Here is a 20,528-nt window from a genome sequence, read left to right as displayed (position 1 = left end):
GGCGCGCATGCCGGATATCAACAGCCTGATCGGCTTCGCGCTCATCGCTCTGGGCATGGCTCTGACGCCGGGGCCGAACATGGTCTATCTCGTCTCCCGGTCGATCTGCCAGGGCCCCGCGGCCGGCCTGATCTCGCTTGGCGGCGTCGCGCTCGGCTTCGTCGTCTATCTCCTCTGCGCCGCTTTCGGCCTCACGGCCCTGATGCTCGCCGTGCCCTATGCCTATGACGCCTTGCGCTTTGCCGGCGCCATCTACCTGCTCTGGCTCGCATGGCAGGCCGTGCGTCCCGGTGGAGGGTCCCCTTTTCAGGTCCGGAACCTGCCGAAGGACAGCCCGCGAAAGCTTTTTCTCATGGGCTTCGCCACCAGCGTTCTCAATCCGAAGATCGCCGTCATGTACCTCTCGCTGCTGCCGCAATTCATTCATCCCGGCAATGGCAGCGTGCTCGTTCAGGCGCTTGTCCTTGGATCGGTGCAGATCGTCGTCAGCGTTGCGGTGAACGCCACGATGTCCTTCTCCGCCGGCTCGATCTCGAAATTCCTCATCGCCAAGCCGGGTTTCGCCACCGTCCAGCGCTGGATCATGGGAACGGTGCTGGCCGGTCTCGCCGTGCGCATGGCGACCGAAGCCCGGCGCTGAGCTGCGTCCGGAACGCTTATGACGACGTCGCTCTCCAAACCGCGCTCGCAGGCCCTGCTGGACGAGGGCCGCAAAGGCCCGAACGGAACGACGTCCGGACCCCATTCCTGAGCGATATCGCGGACGCCGGCGTCGTCTACCGCTCGGCTGCCACCAGCGAGAAGAACGCGCCCTGCGGATCGACGGCGTTGACGATATAAGCCGGGCCCGGAACCTCCATCGGTCCGTTGAGGACGCTGCCGCCGCCGGACACGAGGCGGGAGACGGCCGCGTCGAGCCTGTCGACGGTGATATAGGAGGCCCAGAATGCCTTCTGCATTTGCGGCATGCGGGTCATCATGCCGCCGACGACCTGCCCGTCATGGGCAAAGATCCTGTAGATGCCAAGCTCGCCCATATCCATGTCGTGATCGACCGTCCAGCCGAAGACCTCCGCATAGAAGGCAAAGGCGGCTTCGCAAACATCGGCATAGAGCTCGTACCAACCGAACTGCCCGGGCGACGTCGGCGGGATCGGCCGCGGCGGAACGTCCATCGGCACCGGCGTCATGATACAGAGCACGGCCCCGTGCGGATCGGCGATGACGGCGAAACGCCCGATCTCGGGGATATCTTCCGGTGGCCGCCGGATCGTGCCACCGAGCGCCGCAACCTTCGCCACCGTGGCATCGCAGTCGGAAACGGACACATAGGCCGTCCAGTTCGGCGGAACGTTTTCCGCCAGCAGCTCCGGCGGTATGCGCATCATGCCGGCAATGCCGGCCCGCCCATCGCCATCCGGCCGGGCCGCCTCGAAAACCGTGTAATCATAATCCGACATTTCGACCGTGGTCCAGCCGACGACCGTGCGGTAGAACGCACCCGCCGCCTCCCGATCGTTCGTCATCAGTTCCGTCCAGATGAATTTTCCATGCTCTTCCGACATTCTGCCCTCTTCGCATTCATCGTGCTTCGCACGGGCATGATGGCATCCTTCTGTGTCACGATCAAATCCACACGCAGGACGAGAATTATGTAAGTGATTCAGAACGTATAAACCGAAAAAGGGTGGAAACGGACGCGCCGTCTCCACCCTCTCGATCTGGTCTCGCCTGTCGGCGCTCGCCTCAGCCGGCCTGTCAGGCCACCTTGACCGGCACTTCCGTCGATGTGCGCATGGCATGGCTGTAGGGGCAGACGATGTGGGCGGCAGCGACCAGCCGTTCCGCGGTTTCGCGGTCGAGGCCGGGGATGTCGACGAGCAGGGAGACGTCGATGCCGAAGCCGGTACCATCGTCGCGCGGGCCGATGCCGACCGTCGCCGTGACCTTGGTTTCTTCCGGAACCTTGATCTTTTCCTTGCCCGCTACATTCTTGAGAGCACCGAGGAAGCAGGCGGAATAGCCGGCCGCGAAGAGCTGCTCGGGGTTCGTGCCCGTGGCGCCATCGCCACCGAGTTCCTTCGGAACGGTCAGGACGACGTCGAGCACGCCGTTTTCGGACACGGCGCGACCTGCACGGCCGCCGGTCGCAGAAGCTTTGGTGGTGTAGAGAATAGCCATTGGGGTCTCCTGTCGTCGCTTTCGACGCGTTTCGTGAAGAAGAACTTCCGTCTTCCCGGCCTTTATAACGCACAATTCAATTGCACGCAATCCAATTTTGCAAATTGCAATTTTCCGTCGCTTCCTGTAGGTTCACGGCATGAAAAAGCGGACGGCAGACGGGACGGAAAAGGCGGCACAGGCGGTGTCTTTCAGCATTCCCTTGCCGCTCGAAGACCAGCTTTGCTTCGCGGTCTATTCGCTGTCCCACGCCTTCAACCGGACCTACAAGCCGCTGCTCGACCGCTTCGGCCTGACCTACCCGCAATATCTCGTGCTTCTGGCATTGTGGGAGCACAGGGTTATGACGGTGAAGCAGATCGGGGAGCAGCTGGGGCTCGATTCCGGCACGCTGTCCCCGCTCCTCAAGCGGCTCGACGCCGCCGGCCTCGTTAGCCGCACGCGCGACCGCAAGGACGAGCGGCAGGTCAACATCGCGCTCACCGGGAAGGGTGAAGCCCTGCAGGCGGAGGCCGGCCATGTGCAGACGGCCATCGGCAGCGCGATCGGATGCAGCACCGGCGAGGCCGAGGCGCTGCGAACCGTCCTGGAAGCGCTGACCGACCGCCTGTCCCGGCCGAGCGACCCCGCGATATCGGCCGACGACGCGCTTTAGAGTAAGGATGCGTTGACGACGCCCGCCCGCCGTGATCTCTGGTGGTGCAAGGGAAAGCGGAGGGTGACCTGGGGGGATGGTTCGCGCGCACGCGATGGATGAGCACGGGTCGTTGCGGCCGATTGGCGCGCAAGACCGCGACGTGAACCGGAAACGGTCCTCGTCGGTCGATCCCGTCGCGCTGCCACCGCGGAAGCGAGGCTGGCACATGGCCGGGATGGCGGCAGCCTGGTTCTGCGTCGCCGTCGGCCTCGGCATCGGCACTCTCTGGCTCCTGAAGGTCGGCTTCCTCGCCGACACCCTCCCCATTCTCTTCCGCATGCAGTTCAACACCGCCGTCAGTTTCGTTCTGATCGGCTTTGCCGTTGTCGCACTCCTGCACGAGAAGGGCCGGGTTGCGGCCATCCTGTCGATCGTCGTGGTGCTCATCGGCCTCGTCTTCCTGCTGGAGCCGATCCTCTTGACGGGGCACCCGCTCGATCGGCTGATGCTCGATCCCTTCCGCCAGACATCGCCCTATCCCGGACATCTGGCGAGCGGCACGGCGCTCTCCTTCGCCCTTCTCGGCATCTGCATCCTCGTCAGCGCCCTCACCGGCAAGCCGACGCTCCTGCGCATCGTCTTCGCCGCGACCGTCTTCATGACGGCTGCCGCGACGCTGCTCGGCTACGGGCTCCAGCTGGTGACCGAAAGCGACTGGCCCCGCTACGGCCATATGTCGCCGCACACCGCGCTCTGTTTTGCAGCCCTCGCCCTGCCCATGATCTTCCTGCGGGTCGAGGAGCTCGACTACGACGCCGCGACCATCGCCGCCATGCTCGGCGCGGCGAGCTATCTCCTCCTCCTGCTTCTGACCTTGCTCGACCTGCAGGATGCCTTCGAGGGAACGGGCGCGACGATCAGCATCGATGCCCAGGGCAAACCGGCCTCCCAGGCGATCCTCGCCGGGCTTCTGGTCGTTTCCGGCATCGTCTATGCCGGCCTGATCGTCTATGCCTTTCGCAACGCGCAGAGCTATCGCGGCATCGCCCTGAAGCTGCGCGAAAGCCAGGAACGCCTGAGCGCGATCATCGATACCGCCGCAGACGGGATCGTCACCATCGATGCAGGCGGCCAGATCCTCTCGACCAACCATGCCATGGAAACGATCTTCGGCTATCGCACCGAGGACATGCTCGGCCATGACGTCCGCGCCCTCATTCCCGGCTTCCTGCCGGCATCAGGCGGCGACGTCGAGAGCAGCGACATCGCCTGCTCCGCCCGGGAGACCGAGGGCACGCGCCGCAGCGGCACCCGCTTCCCGCTCGACCTTTCGGTCGCCCGCATCGAGCTCGATCGCACGGTGCTCTACAGCGGCATCATCCGCGATATCTCCCAGCGGAAACGGCATGAACAGGAAATCCTCGAAGCCAATGCCGAGCTTGAGGAATTCGCCTACCGCACTTCCCACGATCTGCGGGCGCCGATCGCCTCCTCCATCGGCCTCACCACCATCATGCGCGACATGATCGGCCTCAAGACCCCGACGGCACAGATGACGCCGGTTATCGAGCGGATCGAGCGCGGCCTTCAGAAACTCGACGGACTGATCGAGAACATCATCCAGCTGAAGCGCAGCCGCCTGCTGGACGAGCCCGTGACGGCGGTTCCCCTGCTGTCTGCCGTCGAGGAAACGATCGAGCGCCTGCGCTTCATCGATCCCGCCCGGCAGGTGTCGTTTACGGTCGATGTCGCAGACGACCTCACCATCCGCACCAAGCCTGCGCGCCTGCGCATGATCCTCGACAATCTCATCTCGAACGCCATCAAATATGCCGACCCCGACGAGAGCGCGCGCCGCGTCGCGATCGACGCCGCCATGGCGCGCGACGGATGGCTGGACCTGCGCATTTCCGACAACGGCCTCGGGCTTGACCCCGGGGACGAGACGAGCCTGTTCCAGATGTTCAAGCGCTTCCACCCCTCCCGCGCCGACGGCAGCGGTCTCGGCCTCTACATCGTCAGAAAGAGCGCCGAGCATCTCGGCGGCACCGTGGCCTACGTCCGGCTCGACAAAGGCAGCCGATTTGTCATACGATTGCCCCAGAGGAACGACGCATGACCATAGGCTCCCTCCTGATCATCGACGACGATGAGACGGATCTCTTCATCTGCGGCTATACGATCCAGCGCTTCGACCCGACGATCAAGGTCGTGCAGGCGCTCAACGGCCGCGAGGGGCTGGAGATGCTGCGCCGGGAACAGCCGGACGCGATCATTCTCGACATCAACATGCCGGTTATGAACGGTTTCGAGTTTCTGGAGACCTATGCGCGCGATTTCGCCCGAGGGCTCGACGGCCCTGCACCGCTCGTGGTGATGCTGACCAGCTCTCACCTCGGCACGGACCGGAACAAGGCGCTGCAATACGACTTCGTGAAGCGGTATTTCGAAAAGCCGCTGACCTCGGACAATCTCAAGGCGCTGGCCGACATCATCGAGACAGGCCGGCCCTGACGCCGTGCCGCCAAGAAAAAACCGGCGAAGCCGCCGGTCTTGTGCCAGGTCGAGAAATTTACAATATCCGGACGGACGCCGACGATCAGACGACGAGGATCGGCGATTTCGTCCGCACGCGATCGTAGAGATCGATGACGTCCTGGTTGATCAGGCGAACGCAGCCGGACGAGACGGCCTTGCCGATCGACTGCCATTCCGGCGAGCCGTGCAGGCGGTAGAGCGTATCCTGCCCATCCTTGAAGATGTACATGGCGCGCGCGCCCAGCGGATTGGAGAGGCCGGGCTCCATGCCGCCGTTCTCGATCGAATAGGCGGCGAGATGCGGCTGGCGCGCGACCATTTCGTTCGGCGGCTTCCAGCGCGGCCATTTCTGCTTCCACTGGATGACGCCGCGGCCGGACCAGGCAAAGCCCTCGCGCCCGATGCCGACGCCGTAGCGCATCGCCCGTCCGCCCGGCTCGGTCAGGTAGAGAAACCGATCCTGCGTATCGACGATGATCGTGCCCGGCGCCTCGCCGAAGGGATCGGCCACTTCCTGGCGGTAGAAGCGCGGATCGATCTCCTGATAGGGCACGGCGGGAATGGCGAAGCCGTCATCGACCACGGGGCCGTAGATGCTGGCGGCATAGGCGGACTGCGGCGGCAGGCCCGTCATATAGGCGGCATTCTGGGGCTGGCCGAAGGTCGCATAGCCGCCATTGGCCGGAGCGAAACGATTGTCGAATTCCGGATTGCGGAAATACGGCCGGGTCTCGGCATTGAAGCTGGCGGTGTTGGACGTGTAGTTGCAGGCCGACAGGGCAGCCGTGGCAGCAGCCACGCCGCTCAGGTTCAGAAACTGCCGGCGGGACAGAGGGGACATCGGAGGCTTGAGCGGGCTCATGGGGGCGGACTTCCGGTTGACGCGACGATCATGGTCCGTTTGGCCGACCGCACCGGACCGCTGGGAGAACGGAACCGTGCCTTCGGCTTCAAGGAGCACAACAGCCTAGCTAGTGCGCGACAAACGGAGGAACAGCAGGCCCTGCAGGGTTTTTTAGGACCGTTGCAACTTTGCATCCATCCGCTGCCGGCGGTTGTCGCCCTTTATGGCAGGGAGGTGCTGGCGCGAGGCTTGCCAAGCGAAGCTTAGAAGACACCGAGTTCGCCGTATCAGACGCTCGGAGCCTCCAGCGCCGTGTCCCGGCAAAGCTGCGAGACGAAGGCGGTCGGCGGCAGCGGCCGGCTGACCCAGTAGCCCTGGATTTCGTTGCAGCCGGAAGCGCGCAGGAAATCGAGCTGCTCCTGCGTTTCGACGCCCTCGGCGATCACGTCGAGCTTGAGCTTCTGCGCGAGCGAGATGATCGCCGCCGTGATCGCCATGTCGTCCTCGTCGTCGGGAATGTCCTTCACGAAGGACCGATCGATCTTCAGGCGGCTGACGGGAAAGCGCTTGAGCGCGCTGAGGCTGGAATAGCCGGTGCCGAAATCGTCGATGGCGAGACGCACGCCGAGCGCTTCCAGCTCGTGCATGGTGGCGATCGCCTGGGGCACGTCCTGCATGATCAGGCTTTCGGTCAGCTCGAGCTCCAAAAATCGCGGGTCGAGCCCGGTTTCGGCCAGCGTCCGGGCGACGCGGGAGACCCAGGCCTTTTCCGCGAACTGGCGGGCCGAGACGTTGACGCTGACGATGAGGTTTGGGAGCCCCGCATCCTGCCAGGCCCGGTTCTGGCGACAGGCGGCATCGAGAACCCATTCGCCGATCTCGACGATCAGCCCGGTTTCCTCGGCCAGCGGCACGAATTCGGCCGGCGAGATCAGGCCGTGTTCCGGATGGTCCCAGCGCAGAAGCGCTTCGGCCGCAAAGATGCGGCCCGAGGCGAGATCGAGCTGCGGCTGGTAGTGCAGCACGAATTCGCTTTGCTCCAGCGCCTGCCGCAGGGCTTCGACGCGCACCAGCTTCGCAAGCGCCGCATCCGCCATCTCCGACGAGAAGAGCTTGAGGTTGTTTCGCCCGAAGGCTTTTGCCCGATACATGGCGGCATCCGCATTGGCCAGCAGCTCGCCCGTGCTCTCGCCCTGCTCCGGATAACACACGACGCCCATGCTGCAGGTGACCTGCAGGGTCTGCCCGGCCAGCGTCATCGGACGGGCGATCGCGCCGCGAATACCCTCGAAACGCGCAAGAACCAGCTCCCGGTCGGCCTGCAGGCCGGTGAGCAGAATGATGAACTCGTCGCCGCCGACACGGATGATCATGTCGCCCTGGCGCACGCAGAGGCTCATCCGCTGCGCGACGGTGCGCAGCAGCTCGTCGCCGGCCGTATGGCCGAGGCTGTCATTGACGAGCTTGAAATTGTCGAGATCGAGGAAGGCCAGCGCGACCCACTCGCCCTTCTGGCGCGCATCCAGCATCGCCCGTTCCATCTGTCCGTCGAGCATGACGCGGTTGGGCAGGCCGGTGAGCGCGTCGTGATGCGCCATGAAATGGATGCGCTCGGCCGCCTCCCGCCGCTCGATGGCGATCGCCGCGAGGCGCGCGGCCATGGCGATCAGGTCGCGAACCGGGTCTGCCGGCAAGCCGGCGGTCTTGGAGTAGAGCGCGAAGGTGCCGAGCACCTTGCCGTGAAAGGACAGGAGCGGCGCGGCCCAGCAGGCCCGGAACGCGAAAGGCCGCACGAAATCGACATAGGGCGCCCAAAGCGGATCGGTGAGGATATCGCCGACGAAGACCGGCTCGCCGCGATAGGCCGCCGTGCCGCAGGAGCCGCTGTTCGGACCGATCGGAAAACCTTCCAGCGCCGCCGTATAGGCCGGGTCGAGACCCGGGGCGACACCCTTCAGCAGCCGCTGCCCGTCCTCCGTCAGCATGTAGATGGACCCCTGGACGCCCGGCACATGCGCTTCGATCATCAGGATCAGTTCGTGGAAGAGATCCTCGAGAGGCGTGTCCTTGGCGATCATCTCCAGAACGCGCGTCTGGCCGATCATCAGCTGCTCGGCCCGCTTGCGGTCGGTGATGTCCCGGGAGACGCCGACGGTGCCGATCGTCCGGCCGAGCTTGTCGCGCAGCGGCACCTTCGACGTCATCAGCCAGCGTTCGTTGCCCTTGTCGACGGCTGCCCGTTCCTCCAGGCCGATGATCGGCTCGCCGCTGGCGATAACCTGCCGCTCGCCATCGGCGATCCGGGCCGCGACGTCTTCGGCGTGCAGGTCGAAATCGGTGAGACCCACGATCTGGTGCATCTCGGCAAAGCCGTTGTCGCGCACGGTCGCCTCGTTGGCGATGAGAAAGCGGCCCTGCAGATCCTTGGCATAGATGTAATCGGGAATATGGTTGACCATCGTCTCCAGCCAGTAATGGCGTTCGGCGATGTCGGTGCGCGGGCCGTAGAGACGGGCCGCCTCATTGGCCAGCCGGCGCGTCGCCTCGATCAGGCGCTGCGTATCCTCGTCACCCGGAGGACTTCCGGGGATCATGCCGCGTCCGCGAAGGTTCGTTTTGGTCAAGGCCATCTCCCGCCAGTCATTGGCGCGCGCTGTCGATACGAAGTGCTAAAGGAAAGAAGTTATTCTTCCCTAAACAAGCCCTGTAACAGGCTAGATCTTCCGGAGAGACATGACCACCCGCCGCACCCTGTTTTTTGCTCTCGCCGGCCTGCCGGTCGCGCTCGCAGGCCGGCGCGCGGGCGCTTCCTCGCTGCCCGACGGTTTTCGCGGCGCGCTCGATGCTACCGACTTCGGCGTTCGGCCCGGCCGGCGCGCCGACCAGTCCAAGGCGTTCCGGGCCCTTCTCGCCGAAGCCGCAGAGCGCCGCTTGCCCGTCCTGCTGCCGCCGGGCGACTACCGGCTCTCCCGGATCACGCTTCCGGACGGCCTCACGCTTGCCGGCACGCCGGGTGCCACGCGTCTGATCGCGTCGGGGGCCGGCCCCGTTCTGATCGCCGAGAACCTCGCCCGCCTCACGCTAACGGGCCTGACGCTGACGGGATTGACGATCGCAGCCGAAGACCTGTCGGGCGACCCCGGCAGCGGCCTCGTGGACCTCGCCGGCATTGCGCGGCTGACGATCGACAATTGTGCGATCTCGGGCCGCACGCGCGGTCACGGCCTCAACCTCCGACGCTGCGGCGGGCGCATTCGCGACAACGATATCGCAGGCCCCCAGGGCGTCGGCATCTTCGCCACCGACAGCACCGGCCTGTCGATCACCGGCAATACCGTCGCCGACTGCGGCAATGGCGGCATTCTCGTCCACCGGTCGCAAACAGGTCCGGACGGAACGCTCGTTTCGGGCAACCGCGTCGCGCGCATCGCGTCGCTCGCTGGCGGCACCGGGCAGACTGGCAACGGCATCAACATCTTCCGTGCAGGCGACGTCGTCGTCTCCGGCAACCACGTGTCCGACTGCGCCCTCTCCGCCATTCGCGCCAACGCGGCCAACAATGTGCTGATCTCGGCCAACCAGTGCCTGCGCTCCGGGGAAACCGCGATCTATTCCGAATTCGGGTTCGAGGGCGCCATCGTGACCGGCAACGTCGTCGACACCGCCGCCAACGGCATCGCGATCGTCAACTTCGACGCCGGCGGCCGGCTCGCGACCGTCGGGCAGAACATCATCCGCGACATCACCGGCATCGGCCCCTACGTCTCCGACGGCGCCGGCTTCGGCTACGGCATTTCGGCGGAGGCGGACACCGTGATCACCGGCAACGTCATCGAGAAGGTGGCGCGCTGGGCGCTGATGATCGGCTGGGGGCCCTACCTGCGCAATGTCTCGGTGACCGGCAACATCGTCCGTGTCGCGCCGCTCGGCTGCGGCGTCACGGTTGCGGACGGCGCCGGCACGGCGCTCATCGCCGACAATCTGTTCGAAAGCGTCGGAGATGCCGTCCTCGGCTATCGCTGGACCGAGAAGGCCAGCGCGGAACTGGTGGACGGGGCAGCCAAAACCTTCCCGCATCTGACGCTCTCGGGAAACCGCCGGGTCTGAGGCGCGACCCATCAGCAACAATCATGTTCGTATCAGCGCGCCCGTCTTCCTTCGCCCGGCCAAAAGCTTACCGTGACGCGAGACCAAACACGGGAGAGCGCCATGCTGACCATCTACGGAGTGTACCGATCGCGGGCCTCGCGCAACTACTGGATGGCCGGCGAACTCGGCATCCCGTTCCGCTCCGTGCCTGTGGTGCAGGCGCGACGGCTGATCGACCCGCTGTCGGAAACGGCCCCGATCAACACCCAGTCGCCCGCCTATCTCGCCATCAACCCCAGAGGCATGATCCCCGCCATCGAGGATAACGGGCTGGTGCTGGCCGAATCGCTTGCCAACAACCTCTATCTCGCGCGCAAACATGGCGGACCGCTCGCAGCCGCGAATGCCGCTGAGGAGGCGGAGATCCTCGACTGGACACTGTGGGCCGCGACCGAAATCGAGCCGCATGCGGTCAAGATCGTGCTGGCTTATGACGCCGAGCCGAACGGTCCCGCGCGGGGCCGGGCGATCGTGGATGCCGCAGCGCAGGCACTGGACACGCGTTTCGGCATGCTGGAACGTCGCCTGTCGCAGCATGCCTACATCGTTGGCGACCGCTTCACGGTGGCGGATCTCAATCTCGCGGAGGTGTTTCGCTACGCCCAGAGCCAGACGGACCTGTTCGACAGGCATCCCGGCATCAAGGCCTGGATCGAACGCTGTCAAGCGCGCGCCGCCTTCCGCGAGATGATGACGGTGCGCGAAGCCGAGCCCGCCTGACGGGCCGGCACCGCAGCGTCGATCCGGCCTGTATCGCCCGCTACGCCGAGGCTTTACAGCCCGGCACATCCTCCAGCCTGTCATAGACCGGAATGCCGCGTTCGCGCGCGATCCGCACATCGTTGTCGGCCCCCTTCGAGGCGCCGGGCAGGCGGAGGACGGCGTCGCAGAGCGCCAGCAGCCGGCCGGCGACCGGGTGGAAAATCTCTTCATAGAGCGCATCCCCGACTGTCTTTCCGCCGGCGGCATGCCAGATCGGCAGCGCCACCCATTCCCCGATCATCGGCACATGCCCTGCCTCGAACAAAGCATGCGACGGCGCCTCCAGCACCTTCAGATTGGCTGCCATCTTCGCGGGATCGTCATTCGTGCCGGAACGATAAGGGCCGGCAATCAGAATCAACATGAGAACTCCTTCACGGTTTTGCGGTTATTTTCTTGATAATTCTCATTTGATCATGCAATATCCTGAAGAGTCAAGACGGAGATTTCGATGCTGACCAGCCAGCGCCACGCCCTCATTCTCGATCGCCTGCGCCGCGACGGGCAGCTCGTCGCGACAGCCCTTGCCGGCGAGCTCGGCCTGTCGGAGGACACGATCCGGCGCGACCTCCGGGAGCTCGCGGGCGCCGGCAAGCTGCAGCGCGTCCATGGCGGCGCCCTGCCGGTCGCCCCGCCGCTCCCGGATCTCGGCGCGCGAACGCAGATCGCCAAGGCGACCAAACAGGCCTTGGCGCTGCGGGCGGTCGCGCGGATCGCGCCCGGACAGCTCGTCTTCCTCGACGGCGGCAGCACCAACGAGGCGCTCGCCCGGGCCCTGCCGCGCGATCTCAGCATCACCATCGCCACGCACAGCCCGACCATCGCCGCAGCGCTTTCCGGCCACGATGCCGAGGTGATCCTGATCGGCGGGCGGCTCTACAAGCATTCGATGGTGGCGACGGGATCGGCTGCCCTGGCCGCCATCGAGACGATGCGCTTCGACCTGTTCTTTCTCGGCGCGACCGCCCTTCACCCGGCCCACGGCGCCACCACGGGCGATTTCGAGGAGGCCGCGATCAAGCGCGCCATCGCGGGCCAGTCCGCCGAAACCTTCATTCTCGCCGCAGGCGACAAGCTCGGCGCCGTCTCGCCGCACCGCATCCTGCCGCTTGCCCAACTGACCGGTCTTGTGGTTTCCGCCGATATCGAGGACACGACACTCTCGCTCTATCGCGAAGCCGGGCTGGAAATCCTTCAGGCCTGAGCCCCATGTCACGCGGCGCCGGAAAGGTCTTATCGATGCGATCCCTGTTCCTCTCCTGGCAGGCCTGGGCCCTGCTCTCGGCCGTCTTCGCGGCGCTGACCGCCATCTTCGCCAAGATCGGCATCGAGAACGTCAATTCGGACTTCGCCACCTTCGTGCGCACCGTGGTTATCCTCGCGGCGCTCGGGCTCCTGCTTTCGCTGACGGGACACTGGCAGTCGCCGGCTACGGTCTCCCCGAAGAGCTGGCTGTTCCTCGTCCTCTCGGGTCTTGCGACCGGCGCGTCCTGGCTCTGCTATTTTCGCGCCTTGAAGATCGGCGACGCCGCGCGCGTGGCACCGGTCGACAAGATGAGCGTCGTCCTCGTCGCCCTCTTTGCCGTCGCCTTCCTCGGCGAAAAGCTGTCGGCCCTGCACACGCTCGGCATCGGCCTGATCGCCATCGGCGGCGTGCTTCTGGTTCTCTGAGCGGCCTTGGCCTTTGACCCGGCCGTCGGACGCACTAGCTCTGGCCTCAACCCAGCACAGGAGTTCCCATGCCGCTGCCCACGGAAATGACGTTCATCGACCTGCCCTCCCCCGGCGGGCCGGAAGCCATGGTGCTCGCCAGGGGCCCTCTTCCGGAGCTCGAAGCCGGCCACCTGCTCGTGCGCGTGGAGGCCGCCGGCATCAACCGGCCGGATGTCATGCAGCGCAAGGGCCTCTATCCCGCCCCATCCGGCGCAAGCCCGATCCTCGGTCTGGAAGTCGCCGGCGAGATCGTCGCGATCGGTGACGGCGCGGAGGGCTTCGTTGTTGGAGACCGGGTGACCGCGCTTTCCAATGGCGGCGGCTATGCCGAATATTGCAGCGTACCCGCGACGCAGGCCCTGCGCTGGCCGACCGGCTACGACGCGGCCCGGGCGGCCGCCCTGCCGGAAACCTTCTTCACCGTCTGGGCGAACGTGTTCCAGATGGCCGATCTGGTGGAGGGCGAGTCCATCCTCATCCATGGCGGATCGAGCGGCATCGGCACCACGGCGATCCAGCTCGCCGGCGCCTTCGGGGCGCAGGTCTTCGTCACCGCCGGCAGCGGCCCCAAATGCGAGGCCTGCCTGTCGCTCGGCGCGGTCAGGGCCATCAACTACAGGCAGGAAGACTTCAAGGAGGTCATCCTGTCGGAAACCGGCGGGCGCGGCGTCGATGTCATCCTCGACATGATCGGCGCCGCCTATTTCGAGCGCAATCTGCAGTGCCTGGCCACCGACGGACGGCTGTCCATCATCGCGTTCCTCGGCGGCGCAAAGGTCGAGAGCGCCAATATCGCCCCGATCCTCTCCAAGCGCCTGCGCGTCATGGGCTCGGCGCTGCGTCCCCGCACGGCGGTGGAAAAGCAGGCCATCCGCGACGATCTGGAGGACAATGTCTGGCCGCTGCTCGACGACGGCACCGTCGCCCCGGTCATGAGCGCCGTTCTGCCCTTCGCCAATGTCGCAGAGGCCCACCGGCTGATGGAGGAGAGCGATCACATCGGCAAGATCGTTCTGACGCTCTGAAGAGCGTCTCCGGCGTCCCTCACGTCGTAACAATCGAACGTTACTCTTCGTGATCGGGAAGACGGACGTTTTGTCGGAGAAGGACTTGCGCTTCCCCGAAAATCGCCTATCTTTTCCTCATGTTCAACGTAGTGAAAGGAAGGTGGTCCAATGTCTAATGAGATTTCGGTACTCGTAACGGACAAGGGAAGCATGGTTGCGGAAACGAGGCAGCCCTCGCTCTGAGCCTTCCTTCTACGGACTGAGCCAGCAGCCAGTCCGGGCCGTTTACGGGCCGTATTTCGTGGAAAGGGTCGCTAACGCGGCCCTTTTTCCGTTTCAGGGATCTGGTTTTGTGGGAGCCAATGCGCGGAGACCCGCCGGCCCTGATCGAACGGTCAATTCGATATCAGACACCCAAGCGGCCGAAGGCGGGGATCTTGAGTGCGGGCCGCGCGAAATCCACGCCGGCGACCAGCCCCAGGAAGTGCAGCTCGAACCCGCTTCGAACGCCGGCGGAAATGCCGAGCAGGCCATAGAGCGTCGCGTGCAGATCGCGGCCATCGGCATCGATCGAAAAGAGCTTGCCCTCCGGCAGATAGTCCCGCCCGACCGCATCGGGCGGCAGCACGGCACCGAGATCCGGCACGGTGCGCAGCACATGCGCGACGAAGGTGTTGGAGTTGGGTCCCGGCCAGATGCGATAGGCGCCGGGCTGGGCGTAGGGATAGCTTTGGATCGCCGCCTCGACCTGCGGGATCAGCCGCTCTGCCTCCGCGCCGGTTATGGCGACGACGATGTTCGGCCGGTTGGAATACCAGGCGCCATCGGCCTCACGCATGTTGCGGCGAATGGGCGTGCCCCAACCGACCTTGTCATAGCGGTTGTAGACCCGGTCTCCCGCACCCTTCGTGACGATCCAGGCATGGCTCGCCACCGCACCCTTCAGGCCGCCGGTGGCCGCCGAGAGCACATAGACCGCAGCCTCCCGGTCCGCCGTCGCCTTGGGCAGCACGCCGGACGACGACCAGTCGGCATTGCGCCAGCTTTCCGGCCGCTCCTTGACGTACCAGAACCCGGCAGAGGCAAGTGCGGGAAGAAGATAGACGACGAGGATGGCGAGCAGGAGAATGCGGATCAGATTCATGCAATGTCCGGGTTTGACGCGGAAGCGCGATCGGTTATGGCAGGGTACGGAAGGCACAGGCTTTCAGGACAGAGATCGTCGTGACGGAAAGGGTTCGCAAGGCCCGCACCGAAATGTGATGACGAGCAGCGACGGCAAGAGGTTTTGGACATGACGAACCCGGTACTGGTCGAGGTGACGCGCGGCGCGCTCGTGGAAAGCCGCCATCGCGGCATGGTGATCGCGGTGGATGGCGACGGCCGCACCGTCTTCTCCCTCGGCGACGTCGATGCCGCCATCTTCCCGCGCTCGGCCTGCAAGGCGATGCAGGCCCTGCCCCTCATCGAGACCGGCGCCGCCGACGCCTACGGGCTCGATCAGCGGATGCTGGCCCTCGCCTGCTCCTCCCACAATGGCGAGCCGGAACATGCAGCCCTTGCCGCCGAGATGCTCGCGCGGGCCGGTCGCGATGTCTCGACGCTCGAATGCGGCGCGCACTGGTCCTTTGCCCAGCCGGTCCTGATCGATCAGGTGCGCGCGATGGACAGACCGAACGCGCTGCACAACAACTGCTCCGGCAAGCACTCCGGCTTCATCTGCGCCGCCTGCCATGCCGGCGTCGAGCCGGAAGGCTATATCGGCTACGACCACTTCATCCAGCGCGAGATCCGCGACGCGATGGAAAGCCTGACCGGTGCGGCCCTCGGCCACGACACTTGCGGCATCGACGGCTGCGCCATCCCGACCTATGCCGTGCCGCTCAAAGGTCTTGCCCACGGCTTTGCCAGAATGGCGACCGGAACGGGCCTCGGACCCGAGCGGGCGAACGCGTCTCGCCGCCTGATCGACGCCTGCATGGCCGAGCCCTTCTATGTCGCGGGAACGAAGCGCGCCTGCACCCGCCTCATGCAGATCGCCCCGGGCCGGATCTTCGCAAAGACCGGCGCGGAAGGCGTCTTCTGTGCCGCCATTCCCGAGCAGGGCATCGCCATCGCGCTGAAATGCGAAGACGGCACCACCCGCGCGGCCGAAGCCATGATCGCGGCCACGCTCGCCCGCTTCTTCCGCGACGCGCCGGAGATCGAGGCCGCGCTGCTGGCGGAAGCGACGACCTCCATGCACAACTGGAACGGCATGCCTGTCGGCGATGTCAGGGTGACCGAGGCTTTCGGCCGGGGCTGACGGCCACTTAGGTCGGCAGTCAGCAGGGTCGTCGGTGGCGGAGCGTCATCGGCAAGATCGACGTCCAAAAATCGCATCCTCTTTTTTCTTGATTGACGGCTCAATCAAAATTAAGCTGCCTCTCGACGGTGGGAGATGCGGATGCCGAAGGTTGGAATGGAGCCGGTGCGCCGAAAGGCTTTGGTCGATGCCGCCATCAGCGCCATCGGAGACCAGGGCACGCTCTCCGTGACCATGTCGGACATTGCCCGCCGCGCCGGCGTCTCGCCTGCTCTCGCCCATCATTATTTCGGCAGCAAGGACCAGTTGCTGACCGAGACGATGCGTTCGCTGCTGCGCGACCTGCGCCGCGATACGGTGTCGGCGCTGGCCGGGGCCGGTGATCCGCGCGCGCGCGTTTCGGCCATCATCCGCGTCAGTTTTCACGCCGGCCAGTTCGCGCCGGAAACGGTCGCCGCCTGGCTCGCCTTCTACACCGAGGCACAGCGTTCGGAGGCCGTCCGGCGATTGCTGGTGCTTTACGCCCGCCGCCTGCACTCCAATTTGTCGGCGAGCCTGTCGCAGCTCTGCCCGAAGACCGAGGCGGCCCGCATCGCGGAGGCGACCGCCGCACTGATCGACGGGCTTTACATCCGTCGCGCCCTGGGCGCCGCACCATTGACGACCGAGCGATCGATCGCGCTTGCGGAAGACGCGGTCGATGCGGCTCTTGCCCGCATCGCGTTTCGCAGAGAAGGCATCGCGTTTCGCCGAGAAGAAGGAGCCGCCGCGTGAGCCCCGCCGAGAGCAGCAAGCCGAACATCCTGATCATCATGGTCGACCAGCTCAACGGAAAATTCTTTCCCGATGGGCCGGCGGAATGGCTGCACGCCCCGCATCTCAAGGCGCTCGCCGCCCGCTCGGCCCGCTTCGCCAACAACTACACCTCGTCGCCGCTCTGCGCGCCGGCCCGGGCGTCCTTCATGGCGGGACAATTGCCGAGCCGTACCGGCGTCTATGACAATGCGGCAGAATTCATCTCCTCCATCCCCACCTTCGCCCATCATCTGCGCCGCGCCGGCTACTACACGGCGCTCTCCGGCAAGATGCATTTCGTCGGGCCGGATCAGTTGCACGGCTTCGAGGAACGGCTGACGACGGATATCTACCCCGCGGATTTCGGCTGGACGCCCGACTATCGAAAGCCCGGCGAGCGGATCGACTGGTGGTACCACAATCTCGGCTCGGTCACCGGTGCCGGCGTCGCCGAGATTACCAACCAGATGGAATATGACGACGAGGTCGCCTTCCTGGCCGAGCAGAAGATCTATCATCTCGCGCGCGACATCGGCAGCGCGGATCGCCGTCCCTGGTGCCTCACGGCATCCTTCACCCATCCGCACGACCCCTATGTGGCCCGCCGCCAGTTCTGGGATCTCTACACCGACTGCGACCATCTCCTCCCCGAGGTCGGCATGCTGGACACCCAGGACCCGCATTCCGAACGCCTGATCGCCGCCTGCGACTATGCCAGCTCCACTGTCACGGAGACGGATGTCAGGCGCTCGCGTCAGGCCTATTTCGCCAACATCTCCTATATCGACGAGAAGGTCGGCCGGCTTGTCGATACGCTGGAGCGGACGCGCCAGCTGGAGAGCACGCTGATCCTGTTCTGCTCCGACCATGGCGACATGCTGGGCGAGCGCGGCCTCTGGTTCAAGATGAACTTTTTCGAGGGCTCCGCCCGCGTGCCGCTGATGATCGCCGGTCCCGGCGTGACGCCCGGCCTGCATGTCCGTCCCGTCTCCAATCTCGACGTCACCCCCACGCTCTGCGACCTCGCCGGCATCTCGATGGACGAGATCATGCCGTGGACGGATGGCGAGAGCCTGCTGCCGGTGATCGACGGCACCGAGCGCGTCTCGCCCGTGCTGATGGAATATGCGGCGGAAGGATCGATCTCCCCGCTCATCGCCGTTCGCGAGGGCAAGTGGAAATACGTCCACTGCGCCGACGATCCCGACCAGCTCTACGATCTGGAGGCCGACCCGCTCGAACGTGACAATCTCGCAGCCTCTCCGCCGACCACCGCGATCGCCGCCACGCTGGACGCCTTTCGCCAGATGCGCGACGCCCGCTGGGACATGGCAGGTTTCGACGGCGCCGTCCGCGAAAGCCAGGCCCGCCGCTGGGTGGTCTACGAGGCGCTGCGCAACGGCGCCTACTATCCCTGGGACCACCAGCCTCTGCAGAAAGCGTCCGAACGCTACATGCGCAACCACATGAACCTCGATAATCTCGAAGACTCCAAGCGGTTTCCAAGAGGGGAATGAGGCATGGCGCGAGCGAAATCCAAGGCAAGGACACCGAACGGCATGCGCAAGGCCGTCTTTTCCGACGACATGTTCGGTCCCGGCATCGACAGTCCGGCCGACGAGGTCGTTAACGACGCCGGCTGGTGGGGTTTCCTCGGCACACGCCCCTGGATGCGCGCCCAGCACAATCTCGGGCTCGCGCTGATCGCGGCGGGAGACCACAGCGACGCCACCCCATCCAAGACCGCCACGAAGGACACGTCTCCATGAGAGCCCAGCCGAAAGCCTCCCACTTCATCGATGGCGCCTATGTCGAGGATACCGCCGGCACCCCGTTCGACAGCCTCTATCCCGCCACCGGCGAGGTCATCGCGACGCTCCATGCCGCAACGCCTGCCATCGTCGAGCAGGCCGTGGCCGCGGCGAAGCGCGCGCAGCCGGAATGGGCGGCGATGAGCCCGACGGCGCGCGGTCGCATTCTGAAGAAGGCGGCCGATATCATGCGGACGCGCAACCGGGAACTGTCGGAGCTGGAAACGCTCGATACCGGCAAGCCGATCCAGGAAACGATCGTCGCGGACCCCACCTCCGGCGCCGACAGCTTCGAGTTCTTCGGCGGGGTGGCGGCGGCCGCGCTCAACGGCGAGCACATCCCGCTCGGAGCCGATTTCGCCTACACCAAACGCGTGCCCATCGGCGTCTGCGTCGGCATCGGCGCCTGGAACTACCCGCAGCAGATCGCCTGCTGGAAGGCGGCGCCCGCCCTCGTCTCCGGCAATGCCATGGTGTTCAAGCCATCCGAAAACACGCCGCTCGGCGCCCTGAAGATTGCCGAGATCCTCATCGAGGCGGGCCTGCCCAAGGGGCTGTTCAACGTCATCCAGGGCGACCGGGACACAGGTCCCCTGCTCGTCGGCCACCCCGATGTCGGCAAGGTCTCCCTGACTGGCTCGGTGCCGACGGGGCGCAAGGTTGCCGCCGCCGCCGCCGGCCAGCTGAAGCATGTCACCATGGAGCTCGGCGGCAAGTCGCCGCTGATCGTGTTCGAGGATGCCGACCTCGACAGCGCCATCGGTGGCGCGATGCTCGGCAATTTCTATTCCACCGGCCAGGTCTGCTCCAACGGCACGCGCGTCTTCGTCCAGAAGAGCGTCAAGGAACGCTTCCTGTCGGGCCTCAAGGCCCGCACGGAGAAAATCGTGATCGGCGACCCCATGGACGAGGCGACCCAGCTCGGACCCATGGTCTCCCGGCCCCAGCGCGACAAGGTGCTCGCCTATATCAAGACCGGCAAGGGGGAAGGCGCAACGCTCGTCACCGGCGGCGCGATCCCCAACGACGTCCCGGCCGAGGGCACCTACATCCAGCCGACCGTCTTTGCCGACGTCACCGATACGATGACGATCGCCCGCGAGGAGATTTTCGGCCCGGTCATGTGTGTGCTGGATTTCGACGACGAGGACGAGGTGATCGCGCGCGCCAATGCGACCGAATTCGGTCTCTCCGCCGGTGTCTTCACGAGCGATATCGCCCGCGCCCATCGCGTGGTGGATCGGCTGGAAGCCGGGACGCTGTGGATCAACACGTACAATCTCTGCCCGGTCGAAATCCCCTTCGGCGGCTCGAAGCAATCGGGCTTCGGCCGCGAGAACTCGGTGGCCGCGCTCCAGCATTATACCGAGCTGAAGACGGTCTATGTCGCGATGGGCAAAGTCGAGGCGCCTTATTGATGGGCCTCGCGCTCCACCACGAGATCGTCGAGATCGACCTTCAAGGCCGTGGCGATGCGCTTGAGCACATCGACCGACCCGGTCTTCTTGCCGCCCTCGATCTCCGAGAGATAAGGCTGCGAGATGCCGGCCGCCGCTGCAAGATCGGAGACCGAGAGGCCACGATACTTGCGGAAGACGCCAATGGCGTTTTCGCCGTTGGCGCGCGCCTCGACGATCTCCAGCGGCCACGTTTCCTCGCCGGCGGCGATGCGGGCGAGAACGATCTGCGCCTCCAGACTGTCGATCAGATCCTCGTAGTCTTCTTCACTGAGAAGAACGTAGCCCTTGCCGTCGATCGTGAGTTTCTGAATGTCGCCCATCGTGTT

At 65.3% G+C, this 20,528-nt stretch carries 21 protein-coding genes; 14 read left to right on the top strand and 7 right to left on the bottom strand.

Annotation, left to right across the window (positions count from 1 at the left end; genetic code table 11):
* Positions 1-7 precede the first annotated feature (7 nt).
* Complete coding sequence (locus tag C8J36_RS00400) at positions 8-640, top strand: LysE family translocator (RefSeq protein WP_132531375.1); 633 nt, start codon at positions 8-10, stop codon at positions 638-640.
* 136 nt (positions 641-776) lie between these two features.
* Here C8J36_RS00400 and C8J36_RS00395 read toward each other — a convergent pair whose 3' ends face one another.
* Both C8J36_RS00395 and C8J36_RS00390 read right to left on the bottom strand, forming a co-directional pair.
* A complete protein-coding gene (locus tag C8J36_RS00395) occupies positions 777-1,565 on the bottom strand; it encodes a VOC family protein (RefSeq protein WP_132531372.1) in 789 nt (262 codons plus the stop codon).
* 193 nt (positions 1,566-1,758) lie between these two features.
* Positions 1,759-2,181, bottom strand: a complete 423-nt coding sequence (locus tag C8J36_RS00390) for an organic hydroperoxide resistance protein (RefSeq protein WP_062476814.1) — start codon at positions 2,179-2,181, stop codon at positions 1,759-1,761.
* A gap of 139 nt (positions 2,182-2,320) precedes the next feature.
* Here C8J36_RS00390 and C8J36_RS00385 point away from each other — a divergent pair, with 139 nt between their 5' ends.
* The 3 genes from C8J36_RS00385 (at position 2,321) to C8J36_RS00375 (ending at position 5,332) form a co-directional block, all read left to right on the top strand.
* Positions 2,321-2,836, top strand: a complete 516-nt coding sequence (locus tag C8J36_RS00385; RefSeq protein WP_082476798.1) for a MarR family transcriptional regulator — start codon at positions 2,321-2,323, stop codon at positions 2,834-2,836.
* Between the two features lie 142 nt (positions 2,837-2,978).
* Positions 2,979-4,937 carry a PAS domain-containing sensor histidine kinase gene (locus C8J36_RS00380; RefSeq protein ID WP_165914905.1) on the top strand — a complete coding sequence of 653 codons (1,959 nt, stop codon included), beginning with the start codon at positions 2,979-2,981 and terminating at the stop codon, positions 4,935-4,937.
* Positions 4,934-5,332 (top strand): response regulator, encoded by a 399-nt coding sequence (locus C8J36_RS00375; protein ID WP_132531366.1) that lies wholly within the window; start codon positions 4,934-4,936, stop codon positions 5,330-5,332. The genes C8J36_RS00380 and C8J36_RS00375 overlap by 4 nt, the downstream gene beginning before the upstream one ends.
* 85 nt (positions 5,333-5,417) lie before the next feature.
* Here C8J36_RS00375 and C8J36_RS00370 read toward each other — a convergent pair whose 3' ends face one another.
* Both C8J36_RS00370 and C8J36_RS00365 read right to left on the bottom strand, forming a co-directional pair.
* Entirely contained in the window at positions 5,418-6,197 is a 780-nt protein-coding gene (locus tag C8J36_RS00370) for a L,D-transpeptidase (protein ID WP_062593256.1), read from the bottom strand.
* 290 nt (positions 6,198-6,487) lie between these two features.
* Positions 6,488-8,794: an EAL domain-containing protein gene (locus tag C8J36_RS00365; RefSeq protein WP_132532924.1), complete on the bottom strand. Its 2,307-nt coding sequence runs from the start codon at positions 8,792-8,794 to the stop codon at positions 6,488-6,490.
* Between the two features lie 139 nt (positions 8,795-8,933).
* Here C8J36_RS00365 and C8J36_RS00360 point away from each other — a divergent pair, with 139 nt between their 5' ends.
* Both C8J36_RS00360 and C8J36_RS00355 read left to right on the top strand, forming a co-directional pair.
* Positions 8,934-10,307 carry a TIGR03808 family TAT-translocated repetitive protein gene (locus C8J36_RS00360; RefSeq protein ID WP_132531363.1) on the top strand — a complete coding sequence of 458 codons (1,374 nt, stop codon included), beginning with the start codon at positions 8,934-8,936 and terminating at the stop codon, positions 10,305-10,307.
* A 102-nt stretch (positions 10,308-10,409) separates the two neighbouring features.
* Positions 10,410-11,069 (top strand): glutathione S-transferase family protein, encoded by a 660-nt coding sequence (locus C8J36_RS00355; protein WP_132531360.1) that lies wholly within the window; start codon positions 10,410-10,412, stop codon positions 11,067-11,069.
* 40 nt (positions 11,070-11,109) lie between these two features.
* Here the strand turns inward: C8J36_RS00355 and C8J36_RS00350 are convergent, their stop codons facing one another.
* Entirely contained in the window at positions 11,110-11,475 is a 366-nt protein-coding gene (locus tag C8J36_RS00350; RefSeq protein WP_132531357.1) for a DUF4406 domain-containing protein, read from the bottom strand.
* An 87-nt stretch (positions 11,476-11,562) separates the two neighbouring features.
* Between C8J36_RS00350 and C8J36_RS00345 the strand changes: the two genes are divergently transcribed.
* The 3 genes from C8J36_RS00345 (at position 11,563) to C8J36_RS00335 (ending at position 13,849) form a co-directional block, all read left to right on the top strand.
* Entirely contained in the window at positions 11,563-12,315 is a 753-nt protein-coding gene (locus C8J36_RS00345) for a DeoR/GlpR family DNA-binding transcription regulator (RefSeq protein WP_132531354.1), read from the top strand.
* Between the two features lie 35 nt (positions 12,316-12,350).
* Positions 12,351-12,782, top strand: a complete 432-nt coding sequence (locus tag C8J36_RS00340) for an EamA family transporter (RefSeq protein WP_132531351.1) — start codon at positions 12,351-12,353, stop codon at positions 12,780-12,782.
* 68 nt (positions 12,783-12,850) lie between these two features.
* Positions 12,851-13,849: an NAD(P)H-quinone oxidoreductase gene (locus tag C8J36_RS00335; RefSeq protein ID WP_165914904.1), complete on the top strand. Its 999-nt coding sequence runs from the start codon at positions 12,851-12,853 to the stop codon at positions 13,847-13,849.
* A 388-nt stretch (positions 13,850-14,237) separates the two neighbouring features.
* Here the strand turns inward: C8J36_RS00335 and C8J36_RS00330 are convergent, their stop codons facing one another.
* Positions 14,238-14,975 carry a DUF3750 domain-containing protein gene (locus tag C8J36_RS00330; RefSeq protein WP_062591755.1) on the bottom strand — a complete coding sequence of 246 codons (738 nt, stop codon included), beginning with the start codon at positions 14,973-14,975 and terminating at the stop codon, positions 14,238-14,240.
* 150 nt (positions 14,976-15,125) lie between these two features.
* Here C8J36_RS00330 and C8J36_RS00325 point away from each other — a divergent pair, with 150 nt between their 5' ends.
* The 5 genes from C8J36_RS00325 (at position 15,126) to betB (ending at position 20,160) form a co-directional block, all read left to right on the top strand.
* On the top strand, positions 15,126-16,136 hold the full coding sequence (locus C8J36_RS00325) for an asparaginase (protein ID WP_132531348.1): 1,011 nt from the start codon (positions 15,126-15,128) through the stop codon (positions 16,134-16,136).
* 141 nt (positions 16,137-16,277) lie between these two features.
* Positions 16,278-16,910 (top strand): transcriptional regulator BetI, encoded by a 633-nt coding sequence (betI, locus tag C8J36_RS00320; RefSeq protein WP_132531345.1) that lies wholly within the window; start codon positions 16,278-16,280, stop codon positions 16,908-16,910.
* Positions 16,907-18,448, top strand: coding sequence for a choline-sulfatase (gene betC / locus C8J36_RS00315; protein ID WP_281029206.1), 1,542 nt, complete (start codon positions 16,907-16,909; stop codon positions 18,446-18,448). Before betI ends, betC begins: the two co-directional genes overlap by 4 nt.
* Before the next feature lie 3 nt (positions 18,449-18,451).
* The gene (locus C8J36_RS00310) at positions 18,452-18,700 is read left to right on the top strand and encodes a hypothetical protein (RefSeq protein WP_132531342.1); all 249 of its coding nucleotides are present in this window, start codon (positions 18,452-18,454) and stop codon (positions 18,698-18,700) included.
* The gene (gene betB, locus C8J36_RS00305) at positions 18,697-20,160 is read left to right on the top strand and encodes a betaine-aldehyde dehydrogenase (RefSeq protein WP_132531339.1); all 1,464 of its coding nucleotides are present in this window, start codon (positions 18,697-18,699) and stop codon (positions 20,158-20,160) included. The genes C8J36_RS00310 and betB overlap by 4 nt, the downstream gene beginning before the upstream one ends.
* On the opposite strand, the gene C8J36_RS00300 is transcribed toward betB, so the two are convergent.
* Positions 20,154-20,522, bottom strand: coding sequence for a helix-turn-helix transcriptional regulator (locus tag C8J36_RS00300; protein ID WP_132531336.1), 369 nt, complete (start codon positions 20,520-20,522; stop codon positions 20,154-20,156). The two genes, betB and C8J36_RS00300, sit on opposite strands and share 7 nt — an antisense overlap.
* Between the last annotated feature and the right edge of the window lie 6 nt (positions 20,523-20,528).

This window comes from Rhizobium sp. PP-F2F-G48 (assembly GCF_004342335.1).
Lineage (GTDB): Bacteria > Pseudomonadota > Alphaproteobacteria > Rhizobiales > Rhizobiaceae > Ferranicluibacter.
This window is presented reverse-complemented; position numbering and strand designations above follow the sequence as displayed.

Bases quoted from the DNA above. Each gene is read 5' to 3' on its own strand.
- C8J36_RS00400 (WP_132531375.1), top strand. From the start codon at position 8: ATGCCGGATATCAACAGCCTGATCGGCTTCGCGCTCATCGCTCTGGGC.
- C8J36_RS00395 (WP_132531372.1), bottom strand. From the start codon at position 1,565: ATGTCGGAAGAGCATGGAAAATTCATCTGGACGGAACTGATGACGAAC.
- C8J36_RS00390 (WP_062476814.1), bottom strand. From the start codon at position 2,181: ATGGCTATTCTCTACACCACCAAAGCTTCTGCGACCGGCGGCCGTGCA.
- C8J36_RS00385 (WP_082476798.1), top strand. From the start codon at position 2,321: ATGAAAAAGCGGACGGCAGACGGGACGGAAAAGGCGGCACAGGCGGTG.
- C8J36_RS00375 (WP_132531366.1), top strand. From the start codon at position 4,934: ATGACCATAGGCTCCCTCCTGATCATCGACGACGATGAGACGGATCTC.
- C8J36_RS00370 (WP_062593256.1), bottom strand. From the start codon at position 6,197: ATGTCCCCTCTGTCCCGCCGGCAGTTTCTGAACCTGAGCGGCGTGGCT.
- C8J36_RS00365 (WP_132532924.1), bottom strand. From the start codon at position 8,794: ATGATCCCCGGAAGTCCTCCGGGTGACGAGGATACGCAGCGCCTGATC.
- C8J36_RS00360 (WP_132531363.1), top strand. From the start codon at position 8,934: ATGACCACCCGCCGCACCCTGTTTTTTGCTCTCGCCGGCCTGCCGGTC.
- C8J36_RS00355 (WP_132531360.1), top strand. From the start codon at position 10,410: ATGCTGACCATCTACGGAGTGTACCGATCGCGGGCCTCGCGCAACTAC.
- C8J36_RS00350 (WP_132531357.1), bottom strand. From the start codon at position 11,475: ATGTTGATTCTGATTGCCGGCCCTTATCGTTCCGGCACGAATGACGAT.
- C8J36_RS00345 (WP_132531354.1), top strand. From the start codon at position 11,563: ATGCTGACCAGCCAGCGCCACGCCCTCATTCTCGATCGCCTGCGCCGC.
- C8J36_RS00340 (WP_132531351.1), top strand. From the start codon at position 12,351: ATGCGATCCCTGTTCCTCTCCTGGCAGGCCTGGGCCCTGCTCTCGGCC.
- C8J36_RS00335 (WP_165914904.1), top strand. From the start codon at position 12,851: ATGCCGCTGCCCACGGAAATGACGTTCATCGACCTGCCCTCCCCCGGC.
- C8J36_RS00330 (WP_062591755.1), bottom strand. From the start codon at position 14,975: ATGAATCTGATCCGCATTCTCCTGCTCGCCATCCTCGTCGTCTATCTT.
- C8J36_RS00325 (WP_132531348.1), top strand. From the start codon at position 15,126: ATGACGAACCCGGTACTGGTCGAGGTGACGCGCGGCGCGCTCGTGGAA.
- betI (WP_132531345.1), top strand. From the start codon at position 16,278: ATGCCGAAGGTTGGAATGGAGCCGGTGCGCCGAAAGGCTTTGGTCGAT.
- C8J36_RS00310 (WP_132531342.1), top strand. From the start codon at position 18,452: ATGGCGCGAGCGAAATCCAAGGCAAGGACACCGAACGGCATGCGCAAG.
- betB (WP_132531339.1), top strand. From the start codon at position 18,697: ATGAGAGCCCAGCCGAAAGCCTCCCACTTCATCGATGGCGCCTATGTC.
- C8J36_RS00300 (WP_132531336.1), bottom strand. From the start codon at position 20,522: ATGGGCGACATTCAGAAACTCACGATCGACGGCAAGGGCTACGTTCTT.